The following is a 22,076-nucleotide window of genomic DNA, read 5'->3' as shown; positions in this document are numbered from 1 at the left end:
CTCTTAGTTGGCTCCTGCTTGCAACAAGATTTGTTCAATTTCGGTGTAGCCTTTTCTTCTGGCAAGCTCTAGTGGTGTAACGCCATACTCATCTGTCATGTGCACGTTGGCTCCATGCTCAATCAGTAATTTGATAATCGTTTGTTGTCTTTCTCCGCCGTCATTGAGGATGATCGCTTCGATCAACGGTGTCCAACCAACGAAATTCGTATGGTTCACGTTAATATCTGTCGTGGTCAAAAGCTCACGAACAACTTCAACATGGCCTTTTTCGCTTGCCGGCGTAAGTCCGACGCCGCCAAAACGACTCAACAGCTCTACATTTGCATTTGCCTTGATCATGATTTTGACAAGCTCCAGCTTTCCGTTGATACATCCCCACAGAAACGGGTTGAAGCAAGTTTGGTCTTGCAAATCAATGTCTGCACCTGCACTGATCAGGTACTCTACTGCTTCGTACTGCTCGTTCATTGCTGCGATCAGTATTGCTGTTCTTTTTTGCTTGTTTCTTGCGTTAATATCAACGCCTTGTTCGATACATTGCTTTAATGCTTCCAAATCGCCTTTACCGGCGGCTTCTAAAAATTGTAGGACTAAACTGTTCTCAGCCAATGTCGATGCCTCCTAAATATTTATTGGAATCGATGGTGATTCTATTTTTGTCAGGTTTGACTTGTAGTTATTATGTCACCTGTTTGATAGGAAAAAGGCCATACACGCAAGGTTTGATCGATTGACAGTGATAAGGCTTTCAAACCTCCCGGTACTAATGGAAAACCTTGTGAAACATTGCACAAGTTTTGCTTCAAGTAAAGCCTGACACAGCTATTGTAGTTTGGGTGCAGGAAATGGTCATTGTATAACGGAACTAAATTATTTCCCTCTCGCTTGTGCATCATGCACAATGTCTGTGTAAAAAAGGAATAATAGCTGTTATCTGTTAATGATTCCCTTCATACAAAATACACAAATAGCAGATGAAATAAATAAACCTTAGCCCGAGAGATTTCCGGACTAAGGCTTACTTTTTGGATTGGTTTTACTTATTATTCAGCTTGTGAAAATGCTCAAACAAGTGATCACAATCTTCTCTTTTCTCAACTTTAATCATGTTAAGGACACTTTTATCTTTACCTGTCAAATAGTTGCGCAGATGCATGTCAGAGAACCCATGTTTATCCGCATCTTCTGCAGTATTGCAGTAGTGCACTTCTTTAATCCCAGCCCAAATGATTGCAGAAACGCACATCGGGCACGGTTCGCATGTTGCATAAATTACACAATCAGATAAATCCATGGTACCGAGTGTTTTGCATGCTTCACGAATTGCCACCATTTCGGCATGTGCCGAAGGGTCTGTATCTCTCATCATCGTGTTGCTTACCACAGCAATGATTTCATCGCCGCGTACAATTGTTGCTCCGAAAGGCCCTCCTACTTTGTTGTCCATACCCTTAATTGTTGCTTCAGCCGCTAATTTCATGTAATCCATAATCAAAATCCCACCTATATCAGGGTTAGTTAGAACGAATAAAACTGTCAATTTACTCTGTAACAGGACCAATATTATCTTTCTTATTTATATAGAGTTTAATCGCTAAAAATCCTGCAATTAGTAGATATCCCAAAACGAAAGGCATAGCAGTTTCTTGTGCAATTCCGATAGTGCTTGTATGAATCACACCAACAAAAGATAAAGCTGATGCTATAACTGCAGCTATTATGCCTCCAATAGGCGTGTTACGAATTGTAAATACAGCTATACAACCCCAAATAACACTTGTAATAGGAGCACCATTACCTAGAGCAACCAAGCCATCGTAGAAAAGTCCGGAATTGTGCAGGGCAAGTGAAGAAACTTGATCGGCACCAGTCCCCACCGACTTACCAGCAGCTGAAATTGCATTATTAACTGCAACAAGTGCCCAGTTAGCAACCCACGGGAAGAAACATACAAAGATTGCCGGAACTTCAAATTTCGGACTTTCTTTGACAGCTTGATGCCCAGTTACAATCGCAATAAACACGAGCATCGGAACAATAGCAGCAATTGGGACAACAGCTAGCAACAGACCCATAAGGCTTAAAATCGAGAATAAGAATATGGCAACAGAGCTAGCAATCGAATAGCCTATACCTGCGCCAACTTCTTTCCAACCAGCATGACCTACATAGACTGTTACTGGGAATGGGTTACCACAAAGTCCACCTATTGCAGAACAAACACCGTTTGTAAGCATAACGTCTCTCGTTTTGTATTCATCCCCACAAACAGCAGCAGCTTCAACGTTTTCCAGATTAAAAATGTAGTTTGATAACCCTAGAGGTACAGCGCTCAATAAATATGGTAAAGCAGCATCAATATGGTCGAAAAGTCCATTTAAATGCAACATAGGAGGATTAAAGCCAAATGATTTTAGAGCTTCAGTAACCGCAGCAGGGTTTTGATATCCAAATATCCAAGCAATTGCAGTTCCAATTACTATCAACAATAAACCCGTAGGTATTTTCTTAAATATTGGATGTTTACTTAACCAGTTCATGAAGATAATGATAATTGCAACAAATGCCACGATAGGCATTTCAAAAGATTGTAGCATTGGGTTCATACCCAAGAATACAAATGACAAACCTGCCAAGGCTGCTAGCAATACAGTTCTAGGGACCCACTTTCTAAGAGTTTCACCAAAGAATGCACCTATTAATAGCATGAAAGCCTCAAATAAGCACCAAAGCACACCGACTGTTGTTGTGAAAGCAGCATCCTGTGTTTGTTGATATAAAGGAAGCATAATAATAAATACGATTAGAAAAATACCAGGTGAACTAGAACCTGATGGTAGTGCGGTAACATCTTTTCTACCTGTTTTCTTGGCTAATTGATAGGCAAAATAAGCAAAAGCAAGGCCAGATAGAAGTACAGCAAATCCAAAGCCAGGAACAATTTGTTCAAAAACAAACTCTTTTGGCATTCCAACTACACCAAGTAACAGAGCGATCATAACCAAAAAGTCTGTCAAAACATTAACGAACAAACCGAAGGAAGCAGCAAAATCTCCTTTTTTCCATAAAGTTATAGTTCCCATATAAAATTCTCCTTACAAATGTTATGACTTGTTTGTCAATTGTTTTGCATTTGATATAAAGGATCACTCATGCTAGGCTGTATAATAGATTGACAGTGAAAAGGCTTACAACCTTCCTTTCTTTAAATTGGCATTATTGTGAAACAATGCACAAGTTATGATCCAATGTATCGATGACACGAACATTGTAGTTCGAGTACATGAAATGGTCATTGTATCGCAAAACTAAAAAAAGCCTACATCCGTTATGCAGCTTGCACAACGAAGAGGGTAAAGGAGTGGGAAGGTTGTTAACTGTAAAAGATTTACTTCACATAAAATCCTTAGAAGGAATAAAAATCATTGCGGGTCATCAAGGGATCAACAACGAAATTTCCATCGTAAATATTATGGAGAATCCCGATTCCTTCGATTGGTTGACTTCGAATGAATTGCTTTTATCCACCGGCTATATTTTCAAAGGAAATGAAGAGCTCCAGAACAAAATTATCAAGGAACTTTCCGAGATTAATTGTGCCGGTCTATGCATCAAAATGAAGCGCTACTTCGATAAAATTCCACAAAACATGATTGATCATGCGAACAAGTATGGCTTGCCCCTGCTGGAATTGCCCTTTGGCTATTCATTATCCAGGATCATTACGATTATTAATGAGAAAGCCACTGCTGAATACGACTCGTTGAACCGCCGATCGTTGGACATGCATAACGTTCTCTTTCGCATTGCCCTTGAAGGTGGCGGAATCGATCAAATCTCGTCGGAGTTGTCCAAAACGATCAATAATCCTGTCATTATTTTGGATCGAGACTGGAATCTACTCTATTACACAGACCGGGAAGGCAACCATCCGCCACTCAAGTCTTGTTTTCAGCTTGTTAAAAATCGACCGGTCTTCCCTATCGAGTTTTCCGAAACGATCCCAAAAAACATTAGCGAAATCAAGAAATCAATCAAACGCATCTATTATGGAGAAGACAAGGAAATCAAATGCCGCATCATGCCTGTAGCCGTAGCCAACTACGTGTATGGGTATATCGTTGTTTGGCAAACGATTCGTGAACTGGTTGAATTCGACTACATTGCCTTGGAGCAGGCAGCAACGATCATGGCACTGGAACGGATCAAGGCGAGGGAAATTGAGGAAGTCAAATTAAAGATCAGGCAGGACTTCTTTGACGATTTGCTTACCGGAAAAATCACATCGATGGATACCATTCAAAACCTTTGTGACTTGCACGGATTGAAATCTGACTATACGTATTATTGTATTGTGATCAATATTCAGCCCGTAGAACCTCAAAGCTACGAGGATATGGTCGTCAGGAAATATGAACTCGATCATACAGCAAAAAAATGCATGGACCTTGTTCACGATTTAGCAGGTAAGGCAGACGGCGAAATTACCTGCTTTTATCGAAATAACCGAATCATCGTTTTGGTTGGAAAAAATGAAAATAAGCCTTCGATTGCCGTAAGCGAGGCAAAGGCCTTTGCGAACGAACTTCACGAGGAACTTACCAAAAAAATAAAGAAAACCACGTTCCTCATCGGAATCGGCAGACAGTACAAAATGATTGCTTCGCTTCACAAAAGCTTTTCCGAAGCGCACGAAGCCATGCGGTTGATGCACCGCTTTGATGACAAACGCGAAGTCTCTCATTTTGAAGATTACTCGGTCTATCACTTTTTGGATTCTAATATCAAACCATCCGAGATGGAAGACTTTTTTCAGAAATGCCTGGGCAGCATCTACCAGCACGATCTTTCCTATGGAACAAGCTTTATGAACACCTTAGAAAATTACTTTATCCATAATCGAAATGTGAGTGAAGCAGCCAAAGCCATGTTTATTCATCGAAACACCTTCATTTACCGAATCGATAAGATCAAAGAAATGTTAAACAGCGAATTGAAAAATTCCGAAGAGTTGCTGCAAATCCAGCTAGCTTTGAAGCTGTTCCGTTTATTAAATAAGATGTAAGAAAACCCACCCTACACAAGCTCTGGCGGGGACCCAAAGAAAACTGCTCCTCGCAATGAGGGGCAGTTACTATTTACACTCTGAATGAACGAAATCAAGTGTAACTATCCTTACTGACGGGGTCCCCAAAGGATAATGGACACGCCGATAAGACAAACAGCCGCACCAATCCAGTCGTACAAGTCAGGCGTTTCTTTATCGATCCACCACCCCCACAAAACAGCAAGTGCAACAAACACACCACCATAAGCGGCATATACCCTTCCAAATGTCGGGAAATTTTGTAGAGCCGGTATGATACCATACGCAATGAGAACGATACTCCCCACAATTCCATACCACAACGGCTTAGACTCTCTGAGCCACAGCCAAACCAAATACCCCCCACCAATTTCAGCTAGACCTGCAAGCAGGAACAAGACAATGGCAGACATAAAAATCGTCCCCTCTTTATGAATGGATCAATTCTCCTTTTTTTAACGGAGACACATAATTGATAGAATAAGGATTCCATAAAGATTTTAGCTTCTCGACTTGAACTAACACAACTGTTACAAAAAAAGTACCATCCAGATACATGGATGATACTTTGATTAACCCCGAAAAATATTCTATTTTATTTCTAATTCGGCTTATTTGCAAACTCTTCTGCGGCCACACATAGATAGTAGGATAGCCCCGTCTGCTCAGCTTCAAGCATATTTCGATGAAATTCATCCTGTAAAAAGAATCGTGCTTGCGCAGCAAATCCAGTTGCTGTTGTCTCATGGACATGGTTATTCAAGAAAGAAATGTGTTGCTCCAATAGATCCTGCACCGTTTGATCATCGTATTTGATCCCTTCTTTCAGTGCATGGGCCATCCCACCCATAAAACGTTTGGCTTCCTGCGCCGCTTCGTTCATGGAATCAACATCTACTGGTGTTTCCTCCAGCAAGTCATAGTCGTACTTCTCTTTCAAATACCTGCTTTGCTCGGACAATGCATCCTTCCACTCCTGCTCACTTTCAAACCCGGCAAACATTTTGTTTTTATCCATGATTACTCCTTCCTTGGCGGACTGAATCGATTCATCAATCGTCTGAATCAAAACCTCTATTCTACGCATACGAGAGAGCAGAAGTTGCCTTTGATCAGTCAAGATCGATACCCGTTCAGGCTCACCATCCAGTAGCTCTTTAATTTGTTTGAGGGAAAAGTCCAGTTCACGGTAAAACAAGATTTCTTGCAGCCGCTCCAGCTCTTTTTCACCATACATCCGATACCCTGCATCACTGATGCTACATGGCAACAAAAGCCCAATCTGATGATAGTGGTGCATCGTTTTTACAGTTACTTTTGCTAGCTCCGCAATTTCCTTTACCGTATAAAGCATGGTACCTTCACCTCGGTTTTGATTCTAAGGGCTCCTGTTAGGTCAGAGTCAAGATGACTATTTTTTGTTAACTTGCTCAATTTTTAGTCCAAAAATTTGCGGTGGTTCGATATTGTTGTTTTGCAAGTACGTAGATAATTGTCCCCGGTGATGAATTTCATGTTCGATACAAGCCATCATGATTCTCCATGCACTCACTTCATGACCATGTAAAGTAGGAACTTTTTGGGCTAATTGCTCGTTCCTCAGTTTACCTAAGCCTTCTCTAAATGTGTTGTGACATTCCTTTAAGTACTGAGTAATTTCCTCTATACTTTCTCCATGCCTGCTATCATGCCCCAGGTAGGTCCACTCTCCGTGTTCGATAATATTTAAAAACATGAGCTGAGCAGAGCCTAAATGTCTAAGTAACTCTCCTGTTGAAAACTTATTTTCTGCTGGTCTCCATTCCAGAATGGAACTTGGCGTAACCCCCACATAGTTCATTGTGCGTTTTCGTACACTGTCGAAGTATTGGACAAATTCATTTATGTCATGAATCATAGCCGCTCACACTCCAATGATTATCATTTTTTAAACGTTTATTCTAGATTTACTCTTTAATCCCTCCCCATATGGCAAATATAACCAAAAATTGAAAACTGCTTTTGGATGAATAAAAAAAGGAGCAAATCATTTGCTCCTTTTTTTGTTTTGCTGGTCTTTGGAAGAACTAAAACAGCACTGTGCTTATCTGTCCGTATCATCGAAACATTACTTGGAGCCCAACATGCGCTGGGACTGTATAATAATTAAAGTCATTTTGACCGTCAAAGATTCCATGTGCTACTATTAAAAAGTCTTGTATGTGTAAAAAGCTAGAGGTGAGACATCACTTATGTATTGCATCTCATACATTCGTATTCGTTAATGAAAGGTACAGAACACTTATAACCCTTCATCCGTTTTTCGATTTTTATGGGTAATTGGGGTTTATTTGTGCTGTGCCTTTTTCATTTTCTACTCCGAATGAATGAGGTGTTTTTGTTATGCAAAAAAATGGATCAAGATATCGTAAAGGGGTATCCAATTTTCCTGGAAGGCACTTGTTAATAAACAAATACTTGATTAATGAACTGGTCAATCTGGCAAAGGTAAATCGAAGCGATACTGTGATAGACATTGGTGCAGGAACTGGAGCAATCACCTTTCCATTAGCTGAGAAAGCAGGAACTGTCATCGCAATCGAGAATGATCCTGTAAGTGTACAGAAACTAAAAAGTAGAATAAAAGAAGAAAAAAATATCAGAGTTAAGCAAATGGATGTTCTTCAGTTTGATCTTCCTCAAAATCCATTTTGTGTGGTGGCTAATATACCATATTCTATTACCACCCCCATATTCGAAAAGTTTCTAGGAGACCCATCCCTGTTATTGCAACGAGCCGTATTTATAATTGAGAAAGGAGCTGCCAAACGTTTTACAACTATCCCTATTACCAATCCACATATTCTAGCATGGAGAATGTGGTACGATATCACGCTTGTTCGAACGGTACTACCAAACAACTTTTCACCGCCGCCGAGTGTTGCTTCAAGCGTTGTCACTGTCTTTAGAAAGAAACATCCAGAGATTCCTATTCACCATCGGGGAAAATTTAATGCCCTTGCTTCCTATGCGCTCCATTATCCAAATTTACCGTTTTTCGAAGCCATTGGTGAGGTATTTACACCTCCGCAAATTACAAAATTGGTGAAAAAACTGAGAATAGAACGTAATCAACCGATTTGTTCTTTGAAAGAACAACAGTGGAGCCTGCTATTCCACGCCATGATAAGACACGTTGAACCTTATCGGTGGCCAAGGTCACGTAAGAGAAAGAGACATTAGTAAATTTCTATTGTGCTTGCAATGAAATAGCAGGATAAAATTGCGACAAAAGGAGACTTCAGCAAATGCAGAGTACCAATTACAACAAACACATTTGGGAAGAAAAAGTAAAGCAACAGAATCGTTGGACCGTGCCTGTAAGCAGCGAAGAGGTTCAAAGAGCAAAGGCAGGCGATTGGAGTATTGTTGTAACTTCAGTAAAACCTGTTCCGAAAGAATGGTTTCCTGAACTTCGTGGGAAAAAAGTGCTTTGCCTTGCTTCAGGCGGCGGTCAGCAAGGACCTATACTAGCTGCAGCAGGCGCAGAGGTAACCGTGTTGGACTTTTCGGAATTGCAGTTAAAACAGGACGCCTTTGTTGCTGAGCGTGATGACTTGCCTATCCGAACAGTTCTCGGCACAATGACGGATTTGAGTATGTTTGCTCCAGATAGCTTTGATCTGATTGTACATCCGGTTTCTAATCTGTATGTACCTGAAATTCAGCCAGTCTGGCAGGAAGCGTTTCGTGTATTGAAGCCGGGAGGTATATTAATCAGCGGTTTTATGAATCCCGTATTTTATTTATTCGATTGGGAGCTTGAAGAGAAAGGAACACTTCAAGTGAAACATTCCATTCCGTATTCAGAACTCGATTATTCAACAGAAGAAGAGATTGTAAAGAATGGCATAGCACTTGAATACGGTCACACGTTGGAGCAGCAGATACAAGGGCAAATTGATGCCGGTTTTGTTATTACCGGGTTTTATGAAGATACTTTCGGAGGTAAAAAGCTATTGGATCGCTATACGAGCAGCTTTGTTGCAACAAAAGCCATAAAGTTGAAAAATAACGGGTAATCGTCATACCGACAACTTTCCCCTTTGGGCATTTGGTGATAAAAAAGGGATACAGGTATTAATCATGACTAGTGCCTGTATCCCTATAATCCACCCTGCATCTTTAGATGTCTATTTCCTATCATTGATTACTAATCGATTAATAGCCCAAACCACTCACGCCATTTCTTTGCTTTTTCTCCATCTGGTTCAATTCCACTATTTGATGATGTAACAAAGGGAATCATCTGCCAATCTTCTGAACCAGGACATCCTATTCTCGTCCATCTGTTCATAAAATCAATAAAATTGTTCCCTAACCTGTAACCATGACCTTCACCATCATCGTGCGATAAATAAACAACAGAGTAATCTGGCCCATTTTCCAAATCAAATGCAAGGAAATCACCATTCGAGATATCTTTAAACGCTAACTTATTATGCCAGACGCAATCATACGGATCTGTTGGATCAGGGAATACATTTTGTACCCAACTTTTACGATTATCATCAATCTCAACTAGTTCAAATAAATTCCAACTGCAATCACTGCCAAATATTCCCCTAAAATCCTGTGGTAAAGGAATGCTTACATCTTCGTCGTCAGGTAGTCTCCAAGAAAACTCTACTCCAGCAGAGAACTCTAACATAGCTGTTCGAAAGGATGGTGGAAGTTTTACTCCTAATTTATTTTCAGCATCCTCTATCTGCTCCAAAGTTGCCGGAGGTTTAACAAGTACTCCTTCTGATCCACCACCTAGATTACGACAAGCTTTTAATGCAGCATCCCATCTGTTTATCCAAAGCTCCCATGGCTTAACTTGATTTTCCATTATTAAATTCACTTCCTTACTAACTCCGACTCGTATTGCTTTCGATCAAAGACAAAGGGTCCTAATTCATCATATTTCCAATGTCCACCTGCTGATTCTGGTCCTCTATGTGGCTGTTCAAAATCACTCCAAATTACTCGGTCATCTTCAATTGTGATCTTAACAAGGAATGGCCAGCATCCAGGGCAACCACAAACACAATCCAGGACTGCAATCTTTTCATGATCACCAAGCAGATCTAATGACACCCCTAAAAAGTGTTTGGATGGTAAAAACACCTCATCTGGTCTCAATCCTTCATACTCTCCTGCAATGTCTTCGGCAAAAGGTGCTTCGTACTCTTTCAAAATATCTATTAACTTTCGACCATTAATATAAATCTCAACAGTTTCAGTCTGATTGTCTTCGGAGTATCCAATACTTAAGCTTACTTTATCCATATGTAACACCCCTTTATATACAAAACGAGCTACCCATACAGGTAGCTCGTTTTTGAAGACTTACTCTTCGTTGCAGATCAGTGATGACTCTTCTCAAGTACCATACCCGTAGTTTGACCAAGGTCGTACAGTCTACAACTTTGTTTTTCAGTCTAATACTTATTTTCTAGTCTAAAACTTTATTTGCTCGGTGTTCGAGCATAAAAAAGTTGTATACTTCCACTCTAATAATCATTGATTTTAAATACAAATTTCCCTTAAAAGAATTATTAGTTATATACTAAAGCTTGTTATGCTGTTTCCAAATTTATTAATGATCTTATAATAAAGTTGTATACTACTTTTATATACTAATTCCAAGTATATGAGAATCAATTTCTAGTTTTACTTGGGGTTGGAAGAGTAATTTGAATAATAATCACCTTTATTTTATATCCCAATATCTTCCTTTCTGTGAAAAAACCACCCTGATATCTTTTTGCTTGCACTGATTTAGTTGGATCAAATACAACATAGAAAATTTCTAACAGTTTACTATCATCGCCTTCTCCTAATAGATATTCTTCAATTTCTCTGAATCCTTGCTCATGATATTTAGCACCGCGCCATATTTTTGTTTCATAAAGTATCCTTCCGTTTTTAGTAAATGCGAGTAAATCTATTTGTCCTCCTCGAACTTCTACTTCACGATAACTCCTTTCTGATAAAAATGCTTGCAATAACCCCCTTCCAATACTTTCCTGTGGGTTACCACCTACATAAATGTCCTTATAAAGTTGTCTTTCAACTAAGGATTTAAATCTTTGCATCTCTACATTTGCATCACCAATTTGGTCATTATCCCATCCTAACAATGTTTTAGATAATGCAATATCAACCTCTTCAAAATTTAGTATTAAGCTTTTGCACAAAAGTGCTATCTTTATCCACAAATTATCGCGGTATGAATTTATTCTTTCTGTACTTGCGTATTCATCTAATTTAAAGGAAAACTGAACACATATTTTATCAAGGTTATCGAGGAATATTATTAAATCTCGACCTAAATCACCAAGTGACTTAGAAGTTAAATATTCTATGGCATTTTTAGGTGTATTATCGGAATTATACTCAATTATTGGGTTTAATAAGTAACCTAGCATATTTGTAATTCCTATTAAAAACCACAACAAGATATTAATTAATCTTAGGTGAGCAGAGTCTTGACAATCGTTTTCTAGCTGTTTTACTTCTTCTATTAGCCCTAAATATCTGATTAGAGCTTGTTGAATTGATAGCCGCTTAGTTGGTATTTCTTCCAAGACCTCAAAAACACCACGACAAATTTTCAAATATTGCTTGATGATTGTTTCAATCCCTGTTGACATATTACTAAGGCTCAAATTATCAAACTTTATCTTTGCTTTATTTAAAGAGATCTCAGCTTTTGTCCAACGGCGTGATGCAAAAGCTTCTCTATATTCACCCAAATATTGATACGCCTCTATAATCTCTCTGACTGACTGTTGGTTTCTATCCAAATACGATTTGCTAAATCTATCATTTAAAATAACGTAAACGGTTTTTTCAAATTCTTTTAGAATAAAACTTGTATCCCTATCCAACCCATAAGCAATTGTATTACAAATGTTTATAAAGTGTCTCCAAAAATCATTAGTACTTTCAGATAGTATCAATGAAACTGTAAAAGCTGGTATTAACTCCTTAAGATCTGCACCCATCCGAATTAATAAAACCGCTCTATTGTTATGGGCACGAGAGAGATTTGGGTAATTTTCAATAATATAGTTAAAAAGAACTAGAGAATCTCCCAATTGATTATTATTCATAAGAGCTAGTGCGACATTGTGCATTATATAAGGGTTAGTTGGGTCTGATCTATATAAAGTACGCCATATTTCTAGTTCTTGTGAGTAGTTTTTCGACATATGATATAACAATGCTTCACTTTTCAACTTTTCATTATCATTATTCTCCATATAAGACCTCTTCTTATGATATTTTTATGAATCTCTTCCAAACAAAAATCCAGTTGATTCAAACACCAAAAATATCTAGAGGATTTTCTAGCTTGTTTCTGATTGTGATTATTGAGATAATAGTGACTTTGACTTCCTCCTCAACACTTCCCCGTGGTTTACCCCATATACTTTCTTGGATGAGAAAGAGATAGACTCGATCCGAATTAAGCATTCAGAGTATTGACTATTCATCTGGATAAAATGCAGATGGAGTGCTGGCACACATGCGTACTAAATGCAATTGATCGGCGAGTCAAAAGAAAGGGTTCATCCTCAAAGGGATCTTCTTTCTCTCCATCTATGCTTCAAAGGTTCACTCCGTCTTACCTTATCAAATTTATTGACACTGAGAATGACGTTCCTACTAGGGGATGAAATCTATTAATATAGTTTGATTAAATAGACAGAGCATAAAGACCGTGTGCAGAAGTGAATTTATGATAAGGTAACTTCAACTAAATTTTCTTCTTCTATCCAAAAATCAATCAACTTTGTTAGTGAAGATGTATGTGTCTTCCCCAATGGTGTTCCCAACTCAAATTGCTCGTCCAGTCCTCCTTTGCTAAAATTTGCCGAACCCATATATCCCTTAGTCTCGTCAACTAAAAGCAATTTTGCATGGAACCATAACCGTTCATTTCTAATTTTTCTTGCTTCAAAAAACCTCATATTTTCTTTATTAAATCTTTTATTTACAAATTTAAATGCCTTTTTATTGGTTGTTATTGATAAGTCACTTGTAATCCAATCAATCCTAATACTATCCCTATTCTTAACTAATGCCTCTAGGCTAATTAGGAAATGGTTAATTCCATCCTCAGAAAAATAAGGGGAGAAGAAGATGATGCGCTCCTTCCCCGACAATATTAAATTACGTATCCACGAGTTTAAATGATTAAACGAAGAGGAAATGTTCTTTGGAACACTTCTTCCATTAGGTAGAGTCCAGAGTAACTTGTCTTCTTTACCTTGAACAACTGTAAAATCCACTTTTAATAAAATCTCCACCGACTCTAATATTCTTTGCAAGAGGTTGTCATCGAGGATAAAAAATTTATCCCCTTTCCTCATTAACAAGTTAGACTCCTCAAGTAATCTAAAGAGACTTTGAGCAACTTGTACATCTAATTTGTTAGAGTATAAATCCAACCAGTCTTTCAACATAAACCCTTCTGATTGATACCGAGCTCCTAGATAGCGAAACATGCCTGCCCATTCAATAACACTAATCTCCGATTGTCTCCGTTTAAGTAATATTACTAACTCCTGTATTTTCAATCAACTTCCCCCAACGGCTTAAAATGTCATCAACCTCTTTAGAAAAGTAACCTGCAACCTCAATTATTTCATTGTAGTCCTTTATAATTCCGCCAGTGAGTAAATTCCGACTCAATCCATGATTAAAGTGACGACACGAAAATTTTAAGTATTGACATGCATGACATGCCCCATGGTGCTCCCTGCAAACGGGATCAAATAAACAAGTATGTGCCTTATCATACGAACACTTTAGCCATTTAGATAAATCGTTATCGAATACAGCGATTAGCGCACCCATCCCTCCACCCTGAAGCTTAGACACGTATATTGCTCCTGATAATGCAGATGGAAACAAATATTCTGATAAGCTGTCTACATCAAGGCCTATCAATGTTTTTCCTGACTGCAAAAACACATGGAGGTAGGTATGAAGAAGACGGAAAACCATTATTGAAGCTAGTGTTTTTTTATTATTCAAGTAATCCTTTGGCGAAAGTCTTGAAATGTCTTCTTCCCTAACCTCGGAAAATATGAATTGACTATACAAATAACTATGTGATTCTGCCTTTGACTTTGGCACAAAAAGTTTGTTATCAATGAAATCATTTACCTGTAACCACGCTAATACTCTAGTAGGATCCAATCTAAATAAAATTGCCTCGTTCTCATTTTTTAGTACAGGAATAACAGTCTTATCTTTCCCTTTTATCTTTTGTTTAAAGGGATTTAAAACAGATTTATTTCGATCAAAAGACTTTCTTGTATAACCGATTGCCATTGAAATAACGGGAAACCTTTCTAATAACATTACATTGTCTAAACCATAGCTATTCAATTGAGACTTTGCATTAATATATTCAGTTTGTTGTATATAATTTTGTTTTTCTTCTGCCTCTTTAATTTTATGATCCAAATTTTTACCTTCGTTCTCATACCAAGAGAAAACCAACTCGTGCATAGATCTATCTTTTATTATCTGACCTTTTGGCACATCCTGACCAAACAGGGACTTGACTTTAGAAACAATTTTTTCTTCTACTGAATTTAAATCTGACATGCTTAATCCAGCAAGTTTTAACACCATTTCTCTTTCTGATTCATTGGAGGCGCGTTCCATCATTTTCTTTATTGTTTCATTCTCACTACTAGCTTCAAAGTTATCTTTAAAGTTGTTAACTTTTATTTCTTCCAAGCCAAGTAAAGCTGCAAATTGTAGATATGAGAAATTAGGATTCTCCATTCTTTTATTTAGAGTACTATTTTCCAAATTCACAAATGATCGAATTGCTGGATAGTGTACATCTCCATCCGCTAGGTGTGTCCCACCTAAAAATCTTCGATTTTTTATAGAACTGGGTAAAGGTAGAGTAGTCATTTTGGTACCAAGTTCACCCAGTGATTTCTTACTTTTATTGTTGTACCAAGTTGCAGTCGTGAACCTACGTGTATCAAACATTCTGATTCCATCTAGCCTATCTTTCCACGTTTGTCCATCATTTAATTTTACGTTTATGGGTTGTAAATCACCATTAGCATGTATTAATGCATAGGGATATTGATGGATTTTCCCTTTATTACAAAACTCACACTTCATTTGAGGATTTTGTTTTATTAGCTTATCAGTATCCATGTATATATGTGTGTTTCCGCAGCTACTATTATTACAATAAAACACTAGAGGAAAAAGCTCGCAGTTCACCTCTTCAATTTCCCCAACGAACCACATATCTTCTCTATTTGGAAATAAACTATAGTTGAGTTCATGATTGATACTCCAATCTTCAATAAATTTTTGAGCGCTTTTTAGCAAGTGATCCGTAGATTCGTTAAGTGCTCGTAACCTCAAATCCTTTACAATGAACCACCTTCCCTTTTCCATAAAAACTGAACCTGGCAAATAGTTAAACAATACCTGGCTTCGTCCACGCTTAACGTTTGGCATATTTTCCCTCCTTACTTTTTTCTAAATAGATGATGTTTTAAGTATTACGGTTGTCTCTGCCGTGGAAAGCAAGGGTAACCCTTCTTCGATATCCCTAAAGCTGGTTATCGGATTAAGAATTCTTTCATCCTTAATTTTTATAGTTGTGGGTGAAGAATTCAGAATGTGGTCCTTCTCATTAAAAATTTGTTCAATTACCTCATTTGCTTTTTCGCGGGATGTAAGAGGAAAGTAGCTATAATTGGTCCCAATAATATTTTTTAGTTGTTTAATTAATTCTTCAGTTACTAATACACCCTTGGCTGTAACGTTACCAATATATTTTTGATATTCACCACAACTGTAAATCGTTTTATCGTGAATTTGTGAATGGAGGCACAAAAGCAATCCTGATAAAATTCCTGGTAATGTTCTTTCTATAGCTTTTAATGCCATCCGATTTATAGGCACAGGATCCACTAATCTATCTAGAAATGTATGATTTTGAATAAAGAATTGATATTGAGACCTTTCCCGTAAATCATTTGGCCTAAAGCTTACTACAACTAGTCCCGCATAAGTTCGTGCAGAACGGCTGCTTGCTTGAATATATTCTGCCTGCTTAGAAGGCATGCCCGCCATAAAGAAAGCATTTATGCGTTCTAAGTCTACTCCATGACTAATTAGACTTGTTGCAATTAGAGTATGTAGTTTTTCTTTATACTCTTTGCCACTCCTTTCTGATTCAATCCGATCAATTGCAGCGACTATCTTATCCATATCATTCTCACCAGTCAGCATTTCCACTTGCAAATCAAAATCCTGATCTGTATCACGTTTTAAATATGGTGTGGTTGTCTCATTAATTCTTCGTTTGACATCATACCCCATTGATTTTTGATTAACATAAACCACAGAAAGATCATAAATAGACAAAAACTCTTTAAATTGACCTTCTGACTTTACACTATCTAGATTCATTTTTTTCCATTCAGTAGCAGAACTACTATAAAGTCTTTTTATTTCTTTATGATAAAGATAAAGACTTCGTCCTATTACCTCTTCCTGAGATTTTGTATGTGGAAGTATTCCAATATATAGGCGGCGCAATATCTCTGGCTTACTTGTAGCGTAAAAGGATTCTCCATCCTTATAACCCATTGATGGATATTTCCTAGGAGGACGGACATAGAGATGATTAATATGATGCTCATATGACTCTATTGTCGCTGTAGCTGCTATTATTTTTGGCAAATGATACTTCTCTCTACCAAAAGCTCTTGCAAATTCGTTTAAAACTCCTTCATAATGTCCATTTAGTGCTCCTAACTCTTCTTTCAGCAAATGCAGTTCATCTTGTATAAAGAAACATGGTACCGGGTCATAAAAATCTGCTCTTAGACTTTGAACATTTGCTTTATCTGATGGGGTTGCCTTGGCATCGCATGAGTTAAAATTATCAAAAACGCCTACTATACAGCGATCAGAATAATACCCATGTTTTTTACATCGCCCTCCAACTTGACCAAAAATATGCGAGAATTCCCTATATCTACCCAGGATCGCAAGCTTATCTACCGTTCCACAAATAACACTTGGAACAAACCTATACGTTTCGGAATCCGTAAGATAAATTGGTAATGATCCATTAAGGATAGGACTCTTATATACAAAACAATCTGGATTGAGACATTTGTGTAGAATTTTCCATGCGTTATCGTCAAAATCCAGTTTCAATTCTCCATTACACATTGGGCACTTATGAAGCAGCATTGCCCTTGTTTTACTTACTTCTGTTTCAAAATGTTCTTTCTTTTTAGTTTCGCTTAAAAAGTTATCAGTGTTTCCCGAACCTGCAAAAAAGCCTATTGAAAAAGGAACACCTTTACCATTAAGCTCGGGATTATTTTGCCTGTGTTTTTCAGCAACAATTAAAACTTTTGCCAAACGATCTAATTGGTTTTTTGACAACATTCTCAATGGGAATCTTATCCACGTGGACACTCCGATTTTTTTACCCCTTAATCGGTCAAAAAATAATGCGCACACAATCAACCCGAGATAGGCCTCTGTTTTTCCTCCTCCTGTCGGAAACCAGAGGACGTCAGCATATTGGGCTGATTGTAGGATTTGTTCTTTTTTCATTTCGTTATTTGGCATTTCTCTAAGGTAAAGACTAGGTAGTATTCTCAAAACAAATATGATCTGGAACAGTCTCCATGAGGTGTACTTCCCTTTACCTGATTCCTTGAATACCTCATTCATCATGTTGAAAGCGGACATCAACCGCTTGTCTCTGTTTAACGAATAAATCCCTAACTCAAAAGATTCTATCTCCTCAATAAATTCTTTCATGTCCTGCTTGCAACTTTGAACTTCCTCATCTGTTCGTAAAGGCTGCTCTTCATCTCCACGATTATCAATGTATTCTTGCCAACTACTCAGGTACTCTCTCATTCTAGAGGCGACTTCTTTTAACGATTTATTTGCTTTTTCGGGCGTGGTTAGGTCATCAAAACCTACAGATAAATCCCCTCTCGTTCTGTAAAGTTTTTGGAAATATACAGGAACCGTTTCACTTCTTAATCCACCTTGTATACTTTCTCCTACGCAATTTATCCCCTTAACAGCGTACTGCTTATTGTATTTATAATCTCTAGGTGCCCCATCAAACTCGAAAGGAACATGCTCTCCTTGAAGTATTTTCACAGATATCTCACAATCAAAAAACTCAAGTGCATGTCCTGATGGCTTTTCCCCAAGTTCTTTGTTCGGTACAGGTGTTTGATTGATTAAGGAGGCAACAAATCTTGTTAATACTTGACCGTTTTCATCCTTGTACATACGAGGATCTACTACGATAGCAGCACTCCAGTTTGGAAGAATAACTTCTGCACTCCTAATACTTTTTAACCATTCAACAAAGGAGCCTTCACTCTCAGGACGTTTATTTAATGAAATTGTTCCCGTTTTGGATAATAGTTCTTTATTAACCGAAAATAAGTCTTCCCAGGTAAGTGTTTTTTGTATTGCTTCAAGAATATAGGGCATTAAGTCAAATTTATGAGAAAACAATCTTTCGTAATCAATATGAAATTCAACATCATCAAAATTAATTAAAATCTGTCTGTATTTCTCAAGTAACTTCAGTCCATCTTCTTTTCTATTACCCAAACTTTCTTGGTCTTCACCACTACTATCCTGTTCATTGTGGTTCTCGTTAAAATTCTCTTCCTGGTTTACTAAGTAGCCTAACGCCTTTATCTGCTCACTATAGGTAGGGAAAATTCTTGGATAAATTTTAAATGATCCTGATACACTTAACTTTACTTTATTATTGGAGGGTTTAACCAAAAATTCTAATCCCATATTGCAATTTTTAGATAGACTTCTAAAAGAAATTTGGGGATCCATTTCCCTACTTTCTCCTGACAGATGCCGCTTGAATTCTGAATCCGGAAACAACACTCCTGAGAAAAATCTCCTGATCGGCTCTTCACCAACAACTTCAACATCATTCCGCCCAAGCATCCCTTGTTTTATAACTTCTTGCATGTGTGTTACAAAACGAATTTCATCATTAATTCTCTGCTTACTGGACAACTTTTATCATTCCTTTCTGCATTAAGTTGTTTATACTACCTTCATCAATTTTTCTGTTAATAATAGATTGAGGCACTACATACTCTATTTCTTTTTCAACCTCTAGTATCTCTTTTAGCTCCAACACATCAAGTACGTCCTCCAGAGGTATGCGGATTTCAGAACCAAGATCCAACCATCTAGTTCTTGGTTGATTGTATGATGAGATCCTTGCAGCTTGCTCCATGATCACTTTCCCTAATGCTCTTCCCAGTTGTATATGGATTGTCCAAAGTTGCCTCATAGCTTTATAAATTAATTTCCATCTATCAACATAATGTTTTTCTCCTATAGCTAATGAAACTGCCTTGACTGTTTTTTCATCTCTTACTAAAGTTACGTTTCCTTTGATCCAACTTGCGACTGCGCCCTTTGAGGAAATGGAGCTGCCCTTTTCTCGTACAGCTCGAAGTATTTTTTCATATGTTTCAGACATATACTGATTTTCGTCATGGTATTTATACCAAAGTAATTTAATCATTTCTTTCCATTCTTCAGTACTTATCTGTATCCATTTCATTGTCAAAGTGTTGGAAGCCAAACTAAGAACGGTATCGAATAATTCTTTTTTCTGATTTACTTTTAGTTTCACCCATATATCCCCTCTTTGTAGTTCTAATGGGTGCACATCATCTACCTGTTCCCCTCTAGCTTTTTTTATTTTTAGACCGAGCCCTTCTTCGATTGAGCAAAAATAATAGCTTAATTGCTCTGGATCTCTCATGTCTCTTGTAAATACTTTTATTGCCTTGCAATAATATTCTGGGGCATCTATGGTATTGTAAAAATACTCCCCCGCATTAACTATTTCATTTTCAATCATTTCATCGTCGTCATTATCATTATCAGACATCATTTGTAGAAGAATACTGTCTTCAAATAATGGATCAATCCTTGCAGTATCAGTTTCTTGATAGTCTTGAGATTGTAGTGGAGAACACTTGATTACATAGTCTGTGATTTGAACAGATGATAAATTTGAAGCATTGTCTAATTTAGCAATTTTAAAGAACCTATAAAATACCTCCGCCATTTTTTCTTTATATAAGGTACTTTCCCCATATAACTTGTTGATTTGACTTTTATAAATAGAGACTTCACTGGGTAAAGCAATACAGAAGATTTCGGTGTTATTGGAAAAAAAGAAGGAGCTTAGATATTTTGATTTCCATGGGTTGGTTAGTATTATTTTTGGAGGTAGTTCATTCTGGTCTAGATAAATTTCTTTGAGCTGGTTTTTAGCCCATTCCTCTTGTGCTGTTACTTTTAGATTTCTAAGCTGCTCACCACTTACCCCGCGATACTTTAACCAAGTTTTTAATTCATTTCCCACAGTTTTATCATCAACAACTATAGTAATCTTGCCTTCTTTTTCTGGGGATAATTTAATGAGCTTGAATAACGCTTCAGATTTCGGACTTTCTTTTTGCTGCTTTAGAAGGGTGTAAATTTCATTAATACACTGGGAAAGCTGTGGTAATAAGTTATCAATTATTATCTTTTCTTCGTAACCCTCCGGTGGAATTTTTTTTGCTCTTGAGACTAACTCTTCAATCGTTGGTTTACCATCTGCATTCCTAGATCTCTCGTACCATTCCAATGGGATAGGTAAAGAGCATAGTTTTAATAATATATTTGACAGTCGTACGATTGCTTGCGGCTTCGTTCCGTTCTTCGCCCTTGAATTTGAAATTAGCAAATTGCCTGTTGCAATTAACTTTTCTAATACATTAATCCCTGACAATCTATAAATAGCAAACTCACTTGCTGGTTCGTTAATAAAGGGTATGGATGCATGTAAATTCCAAAAGGCTGTTACAGGGTTAAAAGTGTCGTTTTCTTTTATTTGGAAGTTTTCTTTGAGTTTCCACAGATTGAAATGATCAATTGGTAAAACATTATCAATCTTTGCTAATATATCTAAGTTAGTATTTACGTCGTGTAATGGACCTACTACAATAACATGCTTTGCATTCCGTTTAGCCCACTCGATCAATGCTTCTGCTCTTTTTCTATGACGAAAAGGTAATAAATCAACAATTATTACTCCTGGTTTTTTCTCCAATTTTTCAGGTAATGAATGTCTTACTGCTCTAAATATGCCTATCCATGGAAGACTTCCATCATTGTTTTCTTTCTCTTTTTTCTTTTTAATCTGTTGCTTGTTAAAATTAAACCTCCTAAAACTCCCAGCCTCAACGGTGTATGTATTGATATAATCCCTAAGATGCGCTCCCGCAGCTGAAGTTCTCCAAATATGCGCAAGCATTTCTATATTGTCTGTTATTATTAAGATTCCTTGCGATTCTTCGAATTTGGCACCTAGCTTCGGGTAGAGACATTCTCCAAGATGCTGGAAAATCAAATGATAAGAAAGAAAAAGTGGAAAAGCATACGAAAAAGGCGGAACCAGCAAAGCTAAATCTCCACTATTTTTATTTTCTATTGAAAGCAAATGGGCTTTTAGTGAAAGAGAGAGGATAATATGATCTACACTTGATGGAAGGATTCTTGATTCAATAGCATCGCTTTCATTGCCTTCACTAGCTTCAATTCCTTGCAAAGCTTCAAGAAGCCCATATTTATTATGGTTCAGCATACCTCTACCAAGATCAAAGCCTGAAAAGCCAGTTAATTCATTATAAGATCCATAAAAAATCTTTTCTGGAATAATGGCTTGTAGGGCTTTTTGTTTTTCATAACTAGACAATTCTCTTCCCATTGTTACCACCCTTGAACGGTTTTGGTTCTAAATTTTATGGTTTGTGTATCATTATAACTAAAAATAGCCAAAAATAGATTTATTATGGCAAAAAAAGTTCTACAATGC

16 protein-coding genes are annotated in these 22,076 nt (G+C 37.4%); 3 read left to right on the top strand and 13 right to left on the bottom strand.

What is annotated here, in order from left to right:
• Window positions 1-3: 3 nt before the first annotated feature.
• The 3 genes from ACPW7N_RS07000 to ACPW7N_RS06990 all read right to left on the bottom strand — a co-directional run bounded on the left by ACPW7N_RS07000 (window position 4) and on the right by ACPW7N_RS06990 (window position 3,086).
• On the bottom strand, window positions 4-612 hold the full coding sequence (locus ACPW7N_RS07000) for an ankyrin repeat domain-containing protein (protein WP_425650320.1): 609 nt from the start codon (window positions 610-612) through the stop codon (window positions 4-6).
• A 427-nt stretch (window positions 613-1,039) separates the two neighbouring features.
• Window positions 1,040-1,492: a nucleoside deaminase gene (locus ACPW7N_RS06995; RefSeq protein ID WP_425650319.1), complete on the bottom strand. Its 453-nt coding sequence runs from the start codon at window positions 1,490-1,492 to the stop codon at window positions 1,040-1,042.
• A 52-nt stretch (window positions 1,493-1,544) separates the two neighbouring features.
• Window positions 1,545-3,086 (bottom strand): xanthine permease, encoded by a 1,542-nt coding sequence (locus ACPW7N_RS06990; protein ID WP_425650317.1) that lies wholly within the window; start codon window positions 3,084-3,086, stop codon window positions 1,545-1,547.
• 287 nt (window positions 3,087-3,373) lie between these two features.
• Between ACPW7N_RS06990 and ACPW7N_RS06985 the strand changes: the two genes are divergently transcribed.
• The gene (locus ACPW7N_RS06985; protein ID WP_425650316.1) at window positions 3,374-5,068 is read left to right on the top strand and encodes a PucR family transcriptional regulator; all 1,695 of its coding nucleotides are present in this window, start codon (window positions 3,374-3,376) and stop codon (window positions 5,066-5,068) included.
• A gap of 110 nt (window positions 5,069-5,178) precedes the next feature.
• Here ACPW7N_RS06985 and ACPW7N_RS06980 read toward each other — a convergent pair whose 3' ends face one another.
• From ACPW7N_RS06980 to ACPW7N_RS06970, 3 genes are all read right to left on the bottom strand, one after another.
• The gene (locus ACPW7N_RS06980; protein ID WP_425650315.1) at window positions 5,179-5,502 is read right to left on the bottom strand and encodes a YnfA family protein; all 324 of its coding nucleotides are present in this window, start codon (window positions 5,500-5,502) and stop codon (window positions 5,179-5,181) included.
• Between the two features lie 188 nt (window positions 5,503-5,690).
• Entirely contained in the window at window positions 5,691-6,443 is a 753-nt protein-coding gene (locus tag ACPW7N_RS06975) for a MerR family transcriptional regulator (protein ID WP_425650314.1), read from the bottom strand.
• Between the two features lie 57 nt (window positions 6,444-6,500).
• On the bottom strand, window positions 6,501-6,986 hold the full coding sequence (locus tag ACPW7N_RS06970; protein ID WP_425650313.1) for a DinB family protein: 486 nt from the start codon (window positions 6,984-6,986) through the stop codon (window positions 6,501-6,503).
• A 485-nt stretch (window positions 6,987-7,471) separates the two neighbouring features.
• On the opposite strand from ACPW7N_RS06970, the gene ACPW7N_RS06965 reads away from it, so the two are divergent.
• The gene (locus ACPW7N_RS06965; protein WP_425650312.1) at window positions 7,472-8,311 is read left to right on the top strand and encodes a 23S rRNA (adenine(2058)-N(6))-methyltransferase Erm(C); all 840 of its coding nucleotides are present in this window, start codon (window positions 7,472-7,474) and stop codon (window positions 8,309-8,311) included.
• A gap of 65 nt (window positions 8,312-8,376) precedes the next feature.
• On the top strand, window positions 8,377-9,150 hold the full coding sequence (locus tag ACPW7N_RS06960; protein ID WP_425650311.1) for a class I SAM-dependent methyltransferase: 774 nt from the start codon (window positions 8,377-8,379) through the stop codon (window positions 9,148-9,150).
• 131 nt (window positions 9,151-9,281) lie between these two features.
• Here the strand turns inward: ACPW7N_RS06960 and ACPW7N_RS06955 are convergent, their stop codons facing one another.
• The 7 genes from ACPW7N_RS06955 to ACPW7N_RS06925 all read right to left on the bottom strand — a co-directional run bounded on the left by ACPW7N_RS06955 (window position 9,282) and on the right by ACPW7N_RS06925 (window position 21,968).
• On the bottom strand, window positions 9,282-9,962 hold the full coding sequence (locus ACPW7N_RS06955; RefSeq protein ID WP_425650310.1) for an SMI1/KNR4 family protein: 681 nt from the start codon (window positions 9,960-9,962) through the stop codon (window positions 9,282-9,284).
• A gap of 8 nt (window positions 9,963-9,970) precedes the next feature.
• Complete coding sequence (locus ACPW7N_RS06950) at window positions 9,971-10,402, bottom strand: hypothetical protein (protein ID WP_425650309.1); 432 nt, start codon at window positions 10,400-10,402, stop codon at window positions 9,971-9,973.
• A 371-nt stretch (window positions 10,403-10,773) separates the two neighbouring features.
• Complete coding sequence (locus ACPW7N_RS06945) at window positions 10,774-12,381, bottom strand: tetratricopeptide repeat protein (RefSeq protein WP_425650308.1); 1,608 nt, start codon at window positions 12,379-12,381, stop codon at window positions 10,774-10,776.
• A 477-nt stretch (window positions 12,382-12,858) separates the two neighbouring features.
• Complete coding sequence (locus tag ACPW7N_RS06940; protein ID WP_425650307.1) at window positions 12,859-13,701, bottom strand: phospholipase D-like domain-containing protein; 843 nt, start codon at window positions 13,699-13,701, stop codon at window positions 12,859-12,861.
• The gene (locus ACPW7N_RS06935) at window positions 13,670-15,625 is read right to left on the bottom strand and encodes a hypothetical protein (RefSeq protein WP_425650306.1); all 1,956 of its coding nucleotides are present in this window, start codon (window positions 15,623-15,625) and stop codon (window positions 13,670-13,672) included. Before ACPW7N_RS06935 ends, ACPW7N_RS06940 begins: the two co-directional genes overlap by 32 nt.
• A 21-nt stretch (window positions 15,626-15,646) precedes the next feature.
• Complete coding sequence (locus tag ACPW7N_RS06930) at window positions 15,647-19,207, bottom strand: helicase-related protein (protein WP_425650305.1); 3,561 nt, start codon at window positions 19,205-19,207, stop codon at window positions 15,647-15,649.
• Window positions 19,197-21,968 (bottom strand): DrmE family protein, encoded by a 2,772-nt coding sequence (locus ACPW7N_RS06925; protein ID WP_425650304.1) that lies wholly within the window; start codon window positions 21,966-21,968, stop codon window positions 19,197-19,199. Before ACPW7N_RS06925 ends, ACPW7N_RS06930 begins: the two co-directional genes overlap by 11 nt.
• Window positions 21,969-22,076: the final 108 nt, after the last annotated feature.

Origin of the sequence: Brevibacillus nigriterrae (assembly GCF_049846925.1) — a bacterium.
Classification (GTDB): Bacteria; Bacillota; Bacilli; order Brevibacillales; family Brevibacillaceae; genus Brevibacillus_H.
Note: the sequence above shows the minus strand (reverse complement) of the source record. Positions and strands in the feature narration are given on the sequence as shown.